The sequence below is a fragment of the Streptomyces sp. NPDC015032 genome, from assembly GCF_043080425.1.
In the GTDB taxonomy this organism is placed as follows: Bacteria; Actinomycetota; Actinomycetes; order Streptomycetales; family Streptomycetaceae; genus Streptomyces.
Genome location: NZ_JBIBVN010000081.1, coordinates 1 through 12500, shown reverse-complemented (window position 1 = coordinate 12500; position 12500 = coordinate 1). Strand labels below are relative to the sequence as shown.

The following is a 12500-nucleotide window of genomic DNA, read 5'->3' as shown; positions in this document are numbered from 1 at the left end:
TCGGCGGCGAACGCCGCCAGATGACTGCCGAGCGAGGTGGCGGGACCGGAGCGGACCGCCCCGGCGTCACCCGTGGCGACGGCGTGGACGAAGGCCTCGACGAGCGCGGCGTCCCCGCCACCGTGCCCGTCCGCCGCGTTCGAACCGGAGGCGCCGAGTTCGTGGACGGTGGTCTCGCCGGTACGGAAGTCCTGCACCGTGACCCGCTCGCCGTCGCCGATCAGCCAGCCGTGCGAGCCGAAGATCCGGGTCTGGCGGTGCGTCTGCTCGGTGAACGCCACCATCTGGAAGGTCGCGGTCACCCCGTCCGTCAGCTGCATGGCGAGGACCTGGTGGTCGACCACGTCGTTGTCGCTCCGGTACGCGCAGACGCCGTACGGGCCCTCGCGCAGCGCCTGCACGAGACCGGCCTCGTCGGTCGCCTCGGTGACATGGGTGACCGGCCAGACCGCGCCCTTCTCGCGCAGCGTCGGCATGTAGAGCTTCAGCGCGCTGTACGGGCAGTCGGACTCGACCGCACAGTCGAGACAGCGCTCGGCGGACCCGGCCGGGGCGTTCTCGGGCCGGAAGTGCTTCAGCCCGCCGAAGCTGGAGACCCGCTCGATCCGGCCGCCCATCACGTACGTGATCCAGTCCAGGTCGTGGCAGGACTTGGCGAGCAGCATCGGGGACGAGTCCTTCTCGCTGCGCCACGGCCCGCGCACATAGCTGTGGGCGTAGTGCCACCAGCCGACCGGCTCCAGATGGTCGAGGGAGACCAGCTGACCGAGCACGCCGGAGTCCACGACCTCCTTCACCAGGTCGGTGTACGGGGTGTACCGCATGACGTGGCACACCGCGAACAGGACTCCGGACCGTTCCACGCCCTCGACGATCCGCCGGGTCTCGTCCTCGGTCGGGGCGAGGGGCTTCTCGGCGAGGATCGCGTATCCGGCCTCGGCCAGCGCCAGCACCGGCTCCACATGGAAGCGGTCCTGGGTGGCGACGATGACGGCGTCGGCGATGCGGTTCTCGACCAGCGGCCGCCAGTCGTCGAACTCGACGGGTGCGCCGGCCGCGGCCCGCGCCGCGGGGCGCGGATCGGCTACGGCGACGAGCTCGGCGCGCTCGGGGTGCGCCTTGATCCACTCGGCGTACGTCAGACCGCGGTTGCCGGCTCCGACGAGCGCGACCCGTACGGGCCGGCCGGTGATCGGGGTATGCGTGGACACGGGAATCCCTGGTGCTCGGTGGTGCTCGATGGGAGGGGTGGTCAGATGCGCAGCGTGGCCGCGGTGTGGGCGACGCGGTCGCCCTCGTCCGGCAGCGCGGTGCGCTCGGTGCCGTTCTCGACGCAGCCGGTGTGCAGCAGATGGCTGTCGCCGGTGAACGCCGCGGGCCGCAGTTCGAGCCGGCCGCCGGTGAAGGTGGAGCCGGTGTTCCGGTAGCGGTTGGGGCCCTCGGTGACCAGCACATGGGCGGTGCCCTTGGGCGCGGTCGAGTCGAGGCCGGTCAGCTGCCAGTCGACGGTCCGTCCGGAGCCGGTACGGGCCAGCAGGGCGCCGTCCTTGTTGGTTCCGGTCAGCCGCGTTCCGTCGACGCGCAGGCGCTGGTCCTTGGACGAGGTCAGCTTCAGCCCGGTGTCGCGGAGTTCGCCGCCGAGCACGGTGATGTCGGTGTGCGCGAGCGAGACGGGGGCGGTGTCCTTGGAGCCGGTCAGCGTGCACTGGTCCAGGGTGAGCGGGCCGGTGCCGTTGAACACCGCGCCGTCGACGCCCTTGAGGACGCTGCGCTGGACGGTGAGCGGGGCGGTGACGTTGGCCTGGGTGATCTCGGCGCCCGCCGCGAACGCGAACGAGGAGTCGGCGATCACATTGGGCCGGGCGGAGAGGTCCGAGGCCCGGGAGACGATCAGCGGACCGGAGGCCGTGCAGCCGCGCATCTGCACCCCGTCGGCGTTGACCCAGAGCATTCCGGAACCGGCGAGGGACTTCTTGCCGATGACCAGGACGTCCTCCAGCGTCAGATCGGTGATCTTGACCCGGGCCACGAACCAGGAGCAGGCGTGCCGGCGGACGGTGATCCGCTTGGCCCTGCCGCCCCAGGCGGCACCGGAGTTGGCGAATGTCATCAGGCCGGAATTGCCGGTGTAGACGAGGTCGTGCTCGAACTGTCCGTGCGTCACGAACGGGCCCTCGTCGTCGCCGTCGCCGTGACAGTTGGTGACGTAGCAGTAGGCGGAGGCCGTGAAGTCGTTGAGATGACGGGCGTTGGAGGTGTGACAGTCCTCGACGTGCCCGTAGAGGCAGTAGATCTGCTGGGTGAGGTAGCCCGCGCCGCCGTACGTGACGGACTTGGGGTTGGTCAGCGAGCACTGCTCGGTGCGGTAGTACGTGCACCAGCGGCGCATCACGACCGGCCAGAAGGTGCCGATGGCCTCGATCCCGGAGACGTCGCAGCGGACCGCGTACTCGTACGCGACCGGGTGCGAGCCGGTCATCTCGTCGTCGCCCCAGCCCTCGAAGACCATGTTGCGGACATGGGCGCGGTCGACGGGCTCGATTCGGGTCCAGGTGAGGGTGCGGCCGGCGGCCAGGTCCCAGCCGATCTGGTAGTTGACCCGGATGTGCGTCGAGTCGACGACATCGGTGACCTGGACGAGGCGCTGGATCTCCTTCTCGTACTTTCCCGCCAGGGCGTTGATCTCCACGGCCCACCACTGGCCGACGGCGAACTTCGACGAGTCGCCCACCTCGAACAGGTCCGAGAGGTCCGGCATGGCCGCGCCCAGGGTGTGTTCGACGGTGGTGTCGGTGACGGTGCCGCGGAAGGAGAGGACGGCGCCGAAGGGGTTGTCGTGGGTGTTCTTCTCGATGCCTTCGGTGCGTATGCGGTGGCCGCCGAAGTCGAGTTCGATGTGGGAGCGGTTGAAGAGGTGGCGCTTGGTGAAGAGGAGGTCGGTGTGGGCTTCGATGCGGTGGACGTTCTTGTCGGCGGTCATCGCGTCGAGGGCGGCGTCGGCGGGGGTCTTGGCGTCGAAGTGGCCGAAGGTGCGGAAGTCGAGGGTTCCGGTGTGGAGCTGGTGCCAGCGACCGGTTGTGGTGCCTTCGGGGGCGAGGACCGTTCCGCCGTTGTGTGCGGCGGTGGACTTCCGGTCCCAGCGCACGGCCATCGCGCCGCCGTCGCCGGGGGTGTGGTAGCCGGAGATCAGGACCTGGGTGCCGTTGTCGAGCGGTTTGGTGTTCAGCCCGCGCAGCTCGGCGACCGTGCCGACACGCAGCACATTACCGGCGTGCGCGGGTGCGGCCTGCGCCGAGCCGGTGGCCACGGCCGAACCGGCCATGACCAGACCGGCCAGCCCCGAAGCCCGCAGCAGAGCACGACGGGACGAGGCGGAGGAGGGGTGGTGCGGAACGCTCATGCGGACTTCGCCTTCCGAGAAGTGCCGGGAATGAGGGAGCGTTCCTGCGGTGGACTGCCAAGGGCGGATGGCTGAAAAGGGTCCGGTCGTCGGATGTCCACGACGCGATGGGCAGGCGTCGGAAGCGGACCGGAAGAGGTAAATCGCTGGTGACGAGTGAGTGTCACCTGGTTGGCAGGGAACCTACGGCGCGTTGAGCCGATTGGTCAAGACTCGAATCCGTCGGAATGCGATGTGTCGGTGTCGGATGCGGCGCTCTCCCTGTCGTCGACCCAGCCCAGCGAGAGGCTGATCCGCCGGGCCGCGTCCCGTACCTGACTGCCCAGCTCCTGGTAGCGCCAGGCCGGCAGACCGAGCTTGAGACCGGTGATGGAAACCGCTCCGGCGCACACCGAACGGTCGTCGAAGACCGGTGCGCCGATGCAGATGATGCCCTCGGCGTCCTCCTCGTCGTCCAGGGCGTAGCCGACCCGGGCGATGTCGCGCAGATGCGACAGGAAGGTGGCCGGATCGGTGATCGTGCGGGACGTGCGCCGGGGCAGCCCGAACCGTTCGACGACCGCGGCGGCCTCGCTCGGCGGTACCGCGGACAGCAGCGCCTTGCCCAGGCCCGTGCAGTGCGGCAGCTCGCGCTGGCCCATCCGCAGGTCGAGCCGGACGCGCTGGTCGAGCTCGACCTGGTCCACGACGACCGCGTGGCCGTCCTCGGGCACGGCGAGCCTGGACGCCATGCCGGTGGTCCGGGTGAGCTCGGCCAGGACGGGGTGGGCCACTGCGCGCAAGGACACCTGGGAGCGGGCCCGGTCGCCGAGCCGGGCCAGGCTCATGCCGAGACGGTAGCGGCGGTTCATGCCCTCGCCGTCGTCCGAGACGAGGCCGTAGGCACGCAGGGTCTGGAGCATGCCGAAGGCGGCGCTCTTGGAGATGGAGCAGGCCTGGCCGACCTCCGTGACACTCAGGCCGTTCCCCTGCGCGGGGGCGGCGAGCGCTTCGAGGATGTCCGCTGCCCTGGCCACGCTCTTGACCCAGTACTTCGGTTCTTCTGGGGCAGCACTGTTCGTCATAGCAGAACAGCCTAGTGCCTCCGAGAGGATCGGAAGGCGCTTTCTCCGCCAAGAAAGCTTGAGATCCAGCCTTTTTGCGTTCAGAAAGGGGTTGACCGGCCCTGGTGGCGCACGTAATATCCAGGCACTGTTCTGCTCTACAGAACAGTGTTCAGAATTCTCGAAACGCACCACCAAGCATCACGGATCACCCTCTTCCTGCGGCGACTGCCGGGCGGATGGCGCCAGGGACTCACGGGCCGGGCAGGGCCTGCGAAAACCGACGACTCTCGACGCAAGGAGTAAGCACCATGAGTTCAGGCCCGGTGGGCAACGAATCCGGAGCCCGACTCGCCGAGCGCGCCCGCCAGGTCGTACCCGGCGGCGTGAACAGCGGCCAGCGCAGCGTTCCCGGACTGACCGACCTGGTCGTCACCGGGACCGACGGCGCACGGTTCCGTACCGCCGACGGACGTGAGTACACCGACTTCCACTCGGCGTTCGGCCCGCCGCTGCTCGGCCACAACGACCCCGACGTGGCCCGCGCCACCGCCGAGGCCGGCGCCACCCTCGGCCACATGGGCGTCGGTGTCACCGAGGGCGAGGTCCTCCTCGCCGAACAGCTCACCGAGCTCATCCCGTCGATCGAGAAGGTGCTGCTCACCAGCACCGGCAGCGAGGCCACGTTCCACGCGCTGCGCGTCTCCCGCGCCGCCACCGGCCGCCGCCTGGTCGTCAAGTTCCAGGGCTGCTACCACGGCTGGCACGACGCGGTCAGTCTCAACGTCATCTCCACCCCTTCGATGGTCGGCGGCCACGACCCGATCTCCACCGGCATCCTGCCCGAGGTCCTCGAAGCCACCCTCGTCCTGCCCTTCAACGACAGCGAGGCCGTCCGCCGCACCTTCGCCGAGCACGGCTCCGACATCGCCGCCGTCATCGTCGAACCCGTCCCGCACAACGTGGGCGCGCTCCTGCCGTACCAGGAGTTCCTCACCACGCTGCGCGAGGAGACCACCAGGGCCGGCAGCGTCCTGATCTTCGACGAGGTCATCACCGGCTTCCGTCACGACATCGGCGGCTGGCAGAAGATCTCGGGCGTCACCCCCGACCTCACCACCCTCGGCAAGGCCATCGCCAACGGCGCCCCCGTCGGCGCGATCGGCGGCCGCGCCGACCTGATGGACCTCTTCTCCACCCGCCCCGGCGCCCCCGCCTTCTTCGCCGGTACGTACAACGGCCACCCGTCCGTCGTCGCCGCCGCCCTCGCCACCCTGCGCAAGCTCCGCGAGGAGCCGGTCCACGAGCATGTCTTCCGGCTCGGCGAGCGGGTCCGTACCGAACTGACCGGACTGTACGAGCGCCTCGGCGTCCCCGCCGTCGTCACCGGCTACGGCTCCGTCTTCGTCAGCTACTTCATGCCGGGCGAGACCCCCCGTACCTATGCGGACCTGCTGAACAACGACGCCTCGCTCTTCGTCGGCTACCGCCGGGGGCTCCTGGACCACGGCCTGTTCGAGCTGCCGCTCAACCTCAAGCGCAGCCACATCAGCTACGCCCACACCGACGCCGATGTGGACCGCCTGATCGAGGGCACCGAGGCCGCGGTCAAGGCCGTCCTCGCCAACGGCGGCGCCCGCGACCTGGAGAACACCTCCACCATGGGCGGGGCGACCCGCTGATGCTGACCGTCAACCGCACTCGTCCGGCGGGCCCCGCCGGACGCATCACTCGCGTCGAGACACTGATGCTCGGCACCTCCTGGCGCGACTTCGGCTACGTCCGGGTCCACACCGACGAGGGCTTGAGTGGCATCGGCGAGATCACCCACCCCTACCGGGTCCGCGAGGTCTGCGCGCTCACCGAGGCACTGGCCCAGCGGCACCTCATCGGCGCCGACCCCTTCGACGTCGAGGAGCTCTGGCTCCGCGTCTACCAGGGCGACTTCCTGCGCGGCGGCGACATGGGCGGCATCGCCCTGTCCGGCCTCGACCAGGCGATGTACGACCTGATGGGCAAGGCGCTCGGCGTCCCCGCGTACCGGCTCACCGGCGGTGCCTGCCGGGACGATGTACGGGTGTACGCCAACGGCTGGTACACCGGCGAACGCGAGCCCGAGGTCTTCGCCGCCAAGGCGAAGGAGACCGTGGCGAAGGGCTTCACCGCCCTCAAGTTCGACCCCTTCGGCCCCGGTCTGCACGAGCTGGAGCGCGCCGAACTGCGCCGCTCCGTCGACCTCGTGGCCGCCGTCCGCGAGGCCATCGGACCGGATGTGGACCTCTTCATCGAGGGCCACGCACGGTTCGCCATGCCGACCGCTGCCCGGCTCGTACGGGAGCTGGAACCCTTCGACATCGGCTGGTTCGAGGAGCCGATGCCCTGGACCCATATCGAGCGGTACGCGGAACTGCGGCAGCGCGCCGCGTTCCCCATCTCCGGCGGCGAGCACTTCCACAACCGCTACGAGTACAAGCAGCTCTTCGCCACGAACGCGGTCGACATCATCCAGCCCGACCTCTCGATGGCCGGCGGCCTCACCGAGGTCAGGAAGCTCGCCGCGATCGCCGATACCCACGGCATGCTCGTGGCCCCGCACAACTCCAACTCGCCGCTCTGCACCACCGTCTCGGTGCACGCGACGCTCGGCATCCCCAACTTCAAGATCCTCGAAACCTTCGACGGACTCCTGGAGGACTACGTCTTCGACGCGCTCAAGGGCACCCTCCCGATCGTCGACGGCCGCATCGGCCTGCCGACCGCCCCGGGTCTCGGTGTCGAGCTCGTCGACGAGGTCTTCGAGGAGCACCCGCCCAGCCACCGCTTCTGGAACATGTTCGCGGACGGCTGGGAGAAGCGGAACCGGACATGATCGTCGACGTCCACTCGCACCTCTTCCGGCACAGCCACGACTTCACCGACCCGTTCAGGTCCGACTCCGCCCGCGCCCACGCGGGCGAGGTCGACCTCACGGTGAAGTGGGAGGAGTACGCCGTCACCGCGCCCGAGGGCACCCGCACGATCGTCGTCGGCGGCAAGGCGCGGCGCAGCGGGCTCTGGGTCGACGACGCGGCCGTCGCCGCGTATGCCGGACAGCAGCCCGACCGGCTGATCGGCTACCTCTCCCTCGATCCCACCCAGCCCGGCTGGCAGGACGAACTCCGCTACGGCCACCAGGAACTGGGCCTGCGCGGCATCAAACTGATGCCGATGTACGCGGGCTTCGACCCGGCGGCCGAGGAGTACGACGAGCTGTACGGCTACGCCGAACGGCACGGTCTTCCGCTCCTCGTGCACACCGGGACGACCTTCGTGTCGACGGCGCCGCTGGAGTGGGCGATGCCCCGCCACCTGGACGCCGTGGCCATCCGCCATCCGGAACTGCGGATGGTCCTCGCCCACCTCGGCCACCCCTTCGAGGGCGAGTGCATCGCGGTCATCCGCAAGCACCCGCATGTGTACGCGGACATCAGCGCCCTGCACTACCGGCCCTTCCAGCTCTGGCACAGTCTCCGGCTCGTCCAGGACTACGGGGTCTTCGACAAGCTGATGTTCGGCAGCGACTACCCGTTCACGACGGTCGACGACTCGGTGAAGGGGCTGCGGGAGATCGCCAGCATCCCCGGCATCCCCGGACTGCCGCCGCTCGACGTGGACGCGGTGGAGGAGATCATCCACCGGCCGTCGCTGGATCTGCTGGGCCTGAACGGCTGACCGGGCCGTTCCCCACGAACCTGCCGGCCCGCGCCCGGGTCAACACCCTGTCCGAGGGCGCCGGCCGGCAGCCGGGCCGCCGCGCTCCCACCCCAGTGTCCCTGCGCGGCGGCCCGACCCTTCCGGCGGATCAGGGCCGGACCCGCCGCACCCTTCTCCGTACCTCTCCGCCTGGAGGAACCCCCGCCATGACCGCAGCCGTCCCGCCCCGCGGAACCGAACGCTTCGACCTGACCGGCCGCACCGCGGTCGTGACCGGAGCCGCCCGGGGCCTCGGCCGGTCCTTCGCCGTCGGACTCGCCGAAGCGGGCGCCGATTTGGTCCTCGTCGACCTGCCCGGTGCCGACGGCGTCGCCGAGACCGCGGCGGCCGTCGAGGCGCTGGGCCGCAGGGTCCGCACCTACGGACAGGACCTCGCGGACATCGACGCGCTGCCCGGCTTCGCCGACGCCGTACGCGCCGAGGCCGGACCGCTGCACATCCTGGTCAACAACGCGGGAACGGCGGCGCTGGAACGCTTCAACGAGATCACCCCCGCGAGCTGGTCGCACATCATGCGGGTCAACGTCGACGCCGTCTTCTTCCTGACCCAGCGCATCGCCGAGCACATGACGGCGGACTCCGTCGCCGGCCGCATCATCACCATCACGTCGAAGAACGCCCTGGTGGCGGAGGCCGGCCTGGCCCACTACAACGCCTCCAAGGCCGCTGCCCAACTGCTCACCGAGACCCTGGCGGTCGAACTCGCCCCGCACGGCATCACCGCCAACACCCTCGCCCCCGGCATGGTCGAGACGCCCATCGACGGCGAATTCCCCTTCGACCGGGAGGCCTTCGAATCCGCGTACCGCGAGCGCATCCCGCTCGGCCGGTACGCACAGCCCGACGAGTGCGTGGGGGCACTGCTGCTGCTCGCCTCGGACGCCGGGGCGTACCTCACCGGGGCACGCATCGTCGTCGACGGGGGAGTGCTGGCCGACCAGATGCCGCGGATGCGCTTCATGCCGCCCTACCGCAACACGATCTGACCGCGACCGACCGGCAGCCGGTCCTCATCGAGCACGCATCGACACCGTGAGGAGCACCTTCGCCATGTCCGTCCATGCATCGTCCCCGGTCTCGTCCTCCGACTCGCCTTCCGCCTCGTCCCGTCGTGCTCTGCTGCGGGCTTCGGGGCTGGCCGGTCTGGTCATGGCCGGTTCGGCCGTGGCCACCGGCTCGGCGCAGGCCGCACCCGCGCACGCCGGTGATGTGCTGCGTGTCGGCACGGTCGCCGAGCTGCGCGGGCTGAACACCAAGCCGCTCGACAACGGCACCCAGGTCCTGATCTCCGGCTACCACACCCCCGGCGACGGCGGCGCGATGGCCGTGCGCTGGGACCGGAAGTCCACCGCCGCACACAACGGCGGAACGGTCCTCGCCCCCGAAGGCACCACAACCGGCCGCTGGCACCAGCTCCACACCGGAACCCTCGACTTCCGCACCTTCGGCCACTTCGACGCCAGGACCCCCGCCGACGCCGCCCTCGACGCGATGACCGCCGACAAGAACGTCCACCGCATCGAAGCCCACACCGACCTCCTCTTCACCAAGCGCCACCTCTTCAACCGCTCCCACATCGAACTCGACTTCGGCGGCCACCGCATACGCACCGAAGGCATCGAGAAGAACACCCACGACAACCCCTTCGGCGCCGTCCTCTCCTTCCGCGGCACCGTCACCGACACCACCGTCAAGCACGCGCTCTCCGGCAAGGTCATCGAGCTCACCGACACCTTCCCGGTCCCCGATGCCAAGGCGTTCGAGGTCGGCCAGTGGTGGGCCGTGCAGGTCGACCCGGTCGCGGGCGGCGGCGGAGACGAACGCGAGTTGCAGAAGCTGGTCGAGATCACCGAGATAATCGACGCGGACCACATCCGGATCGGCTACCTCAACGGATGGGAACTCGTTGCGGGCCGCACCCTCACCTGGACCCGCGTCGAGCCGGTCCGCAACACCCACATCCGCAACATCGCCTTCGAGGGCGCCGGACCCGACGAATACACCGGCTCCCACCCCGTCAGCTTCGAGTACGCCGTCGGCTGCGACGTCTCCGGGATCCACGCCACCGGATCCTTCTGGCCGGTCATCATGCGCCGCTGGTGCACCCGGTTCCGTACCGAGGAATGCAGCCTGAAGAACCCGCCCACCGTCGAGTACGGCGGCGCGGGCTACCTCACCCAGCAGATCTACTGCCTGTACGGACGGGTCGCGGACTGCACGACCAGCAACGTCCGTCATCTCAACGACCTCACCGCCTCGGCCTACTGCACCGTCGTGAACTGCCACGGCGACGGCGACGACGCGGGCGGCAACCCCTTCACGACCCACGGCCAGTACGAGCACGACCTGCTCTTCGACGGCAACTCCGGACTGATGGACATCGCCAACTCCGGTGCGCAATGGGGTATTTCCGCCAAGCGGATCACCGTGCGCAGACATGTCTGCTCCTGGTTCACCGCCAACACCAAGATCACCGATCTGACACTCGAAGACATCACGGTGATCGCGCGTCCCACCTTCGACCAGGCCGGCACCCTCACCGTCAACGCCGACGGCGCCCAGATCCGCGGCTGCACCGCCAAGACCTTCGCGGTCGCCCAGCGCTCCGCCCGCTCCACCCGGCCGACCACCATCAGCGACTGCTCCTTCGAGCCGCCCGCGGGCGCCGTCCTCGTCCAGACCCCGGTCACCGCCCCCGTCCACTTCATACGCTGCACCTTCAAAGGCGTCGACGGCGCGGTCCTGCGCGGTGCGGGGCCCGTCCACTTCACCGACTGCACCGTCACCGGCGCCGAGAACGCGGCCCCGCTCTCGGTCGGATCGGCCGACCTGCGGATCGACGGCGGCCGCTACGACAACACCGGCATCGAACTCAGCGCCGTGCGCGACCAGCGGCTCACCGTCACCGGCGGGGCCCGCCTCACCGGGAGCAACAAGGCCAGGGCGCTGCTCGGCCGGGCGGCCGGCCCGGGGAGGACGACCTGGGACATCACCGCACTCAGCAGCGCCGCCTCCGCACCGGACACCGCCCATGTGCGCATCACCGACGGCACGAACCACTACGCGGCGACCGGCAGCCGCTTCACCGGCGGCACGCTCCACCTCGCCCCGGACGCCCTGGACTCGGTCCTGCACACCGCGTGCGTGGAGGACGGTACGAAGCGGACCGCGATGCCCGCGAGCGGCGACTCGGTGCGCACGGACGGGAACCTGACCCTGTGACCGCCGTCATCCGGACCGCCACCGCGGCCGACGATCCGGCCCTGGACGCCCTGTGGCAACGGTGCTTCGACGCCCCGCACATCGCCTCCCTGCATGCCCTCGACCCGGACCGGCACCGGCACACGTTCGTCGCGCAGAACGGTCCCGGAGGCGGGATCGACGCGGTCGTCGTCTACGTGCCCCGGCTGATCCGGGACGCGCACGGCGCTTTGCAGCGGGTCGGCGGCATCGGCAGCGTGGCCACCCGCCCCGAGGCCCGGGGCCAGGGCCTGGTGCGACGGCTGCTGGTGGAGGCGGAGCGCACCATGAGGGCCGAACACTGCGCCTGGTCACTGCTGTTCACCGATACGCCCGGTGTCTACCGGGGCTCGGGATGGCAGGAGTTCGGCAGTACCTGCACCGAGGGGACACTGGCGTCCCCGGCCGCCTCCGGGACGTTCCGGGTCCGTGCGGCCACCGCCCGGGACGGTGCGGAGGTGGCCGCCCTGCACCACGCGTACAACGCGAACAGGGCGCTCAGTTCGCTGCGGGCGCCCGAGGACTGGGCGGTGCGGGTGCCCGCCTGGTACGGCCCGGTCGAGCGGTCGCTCGTGGCGCAGGACTCCGCGTCGGGGGCGCTCGTCGGCTGGATCGTGGCCCAGCACGCGGGGGAGTACGTGGAGGTGAGGGAGTTCGCGGGCGCACCCGAGTGCCTGGGCGAACTGTTCGCCGCCGTCGGTGAACGGGGCCGGGACGCCGGGCTGAGCCGGGCCCGGGTCCGGATTCCCGACGGCCCCGGGGTCCGGGCGGCCCTGCCGGCCCTGCTGGTGGAGCCCCGGTCGGTGGAGGAGCACGTGGGCATGGCGCGCCCGCTGCACGCCACGGCCGAATCCGTCCGGGCCACGGTCACGGCGCCCGGCGCGGCGCACTGGTACGGGGACTGTTTCTGAGCTCGGCGTTTAAGGCCAATACCGTTCAGTTAAGTGTTTCTGGGGTATCTTGGGGGGGTGCCGCGTTCTGGTTGGGTGAAGCCGTCGTCTGATGTCCGGTTGTCGGATTTGGTGTCTGTGGGGTTGCTGACGCGGGTGTTTCCCGCAGATGTG

The 12500-nt window shown here is 70.1% G+C and carries 9 protein-coding genes; 6 read left to right on the top strand and 3 right to left on the bottom strand.

Translation table 11 applies throughout. From position 1 onward, the window contains the following. From ACF08M_RS40805 to ACF08M_RS40795, 3 genes are all read right to left on the bottom strand, one after another. A partial coding sequence (locus ACF08M_RS40805) for a Gfo/Idh/MocA family protein (protein ID WP_392190375.1) occupies positions 1-1211 on the bottom strand: 1211 nt, incomplete at its 3' end. Between the two features lie 41 nt (positions 1212-1252). Next, positions 1253-3400, bottom strand: coding sequence for a peptidase C14 (locus ACF08M_RS40800; protein WP_392190374.1), 2148 nt, complete (start codon positions 3398-3400; stop codon positions 1253-1255). Between the two features lie 206 nt (positions 3401-3606). Beyond that, entirely contained in the window at positions 3607-4464 is an 858-nt protein-coding gene (locus tag ACF08M_RS40795; protein WP_392190373.1) for an IclR family transcriptional regulator, read from the bottom strand. A gap of 290 nt (positions 4465-4754) precedes the next feature. Between ACF08M_RS40795 and ACF08M_RS40790 the strand changes: the two genes are divergently transcribed. The 6 genes from ACF08M_RS40790 to ACF08M_RS40765 all read left to right on the top strand — a co-directional run bounded on the left by ACF08M_RS40790 (position 4755) and on the right by ACF08M_RS40765 (position 12347). After that, complete coding sequence (locus ACF08M_RS40790; RefSeq protein ID WP_392190372.1) at positions 4755-6125, top strand: aspartate aminotransferase family protein; 1371 nt, start codon at positions 4755-4757, stop codon at positions 6123-6125. Beyond that, the gene (locus ACF08M_RS40785; protein WP_392190371.1) at positions 6125-7312 is read left to right on the top strand and encodes a mandelate racemase/muconate lactonizing enzyme family protein; all 1188 of its coding nucleotides are present in this window, start codon (positions 6125-6127) and stop codon (positions 7310-7312) included. The genes ACF08M_RS40790 and ACF08M_RS40785 overlap by 1 nt, the downstream gene beginning before the upstream one ends. Further along, the gene (locus ACF08M_RS40780) at positions 7309-8154 is read left to right on the top strand and encodes an amidohydrolase family protein (protein WP_392190370.1); all 846 of its coding nucleotides are present in this window, start codon (positions 7309-7311) and stop codon (positions 8152-8154) included. Before ACF08M_RS40785 ends, ACF08M_RS40780 begins: the two co-directional genes overlap by 4 nt. Positions 8155-8342: 188 nt before the next feature. Next, positions 8343-9182 carry an SDR family NAD(P)-dependent oxidoreductase gene (locus ACF08M_RS40775; protein ID WP_392190369.1) on the top strand — a complete coding sequence of 280 codons (840 nt, stop codon included), beginning with the start codon at positions 8343-8345 and terminating at the stop codon, positions 9180-9182. Positions 9183-9246: 64 nt separating this feature from the next. Then, on the top strand, positions 9247-11418 hold the full coding sequence (locus tag ACF08M_RS40770; RefSeq protein ID WP_392190368.1) for a peptidase C14: 2172 nt from the start codon (positions 9247-9249) through the stop codon (positions 11416-11418). After that, the gene (locus tag ACF08M_RS40765) at positions 11415-12347 is read left to right on the top strand and encodes a GNAT family N-acetyltransferase (RefSeq protein WP_392190367.1); all 933 of its coding nucleotides are present in this window, start codon (positions 11415-11417) and stop codon (positions 12345-12347) included. The genes ACF08M_RS40770 and ACF08M_RS40765 overlap by 4 nt, the downstream gene beginning before the upstream one ends. The last annotated feature ends 153 nt before the right edge of the window (positions 12348-12500 follow it).

Bases quoted from the DNA above. Each gene is read 5' to 3' on its own strand.
- ACF08M_RS40775 (WP_392190369.1), top strand. From the start codon at position 8,343: ATGACCGCAGCCGTCCCGCCCCGCGGAACCGAACGCTTCGACCTGACC.
- ACF08M_RS40770 (WP_392190368.1), top strand. From the start codon at position 9,247: ATGTCCGTCCATGCATCGTCCCCGGTCTCGTCCTCCGACTCGCCTTCC.
- ACF08M_RS40800 (WP_392190374.1), bottom strand. From the start codon at position 3,400: ATGAGCGTTCCGCACCACCCCTCCTCCGCCTCGTCCCGTCGTGCTCTG.
- ACF08M_RS40790 (WP_392190372.1), top strand. From the start codon at position 4,755: ATGAGTTCAGGCCCGGTGGGCAACGAATCCGGAGCCCGACTCGCCGAG.
- ACF08M_RS40780 (WP_392190370.1), top strand. From the start codon at position 7,309: ATGATCGTCGACGTCCACTCGCACCTCTTCCGGCACAGCCACGACTTC.
- ACF08M_RS40785 (WP_392190371.1), top strand. From the start codon at position 6,125: ATGCTGACCGTCAACCGCACTCGTCCGGCGGGCCCCGCCGGACGCATC.
- ACF08M_RS40795 (WP_392190373.1), bottom strand. From the start codon at position 4,464: ATGACGAACAGTGCTGCCCCAGAAGAACCGAAGTACTGGGTCAAGAGC.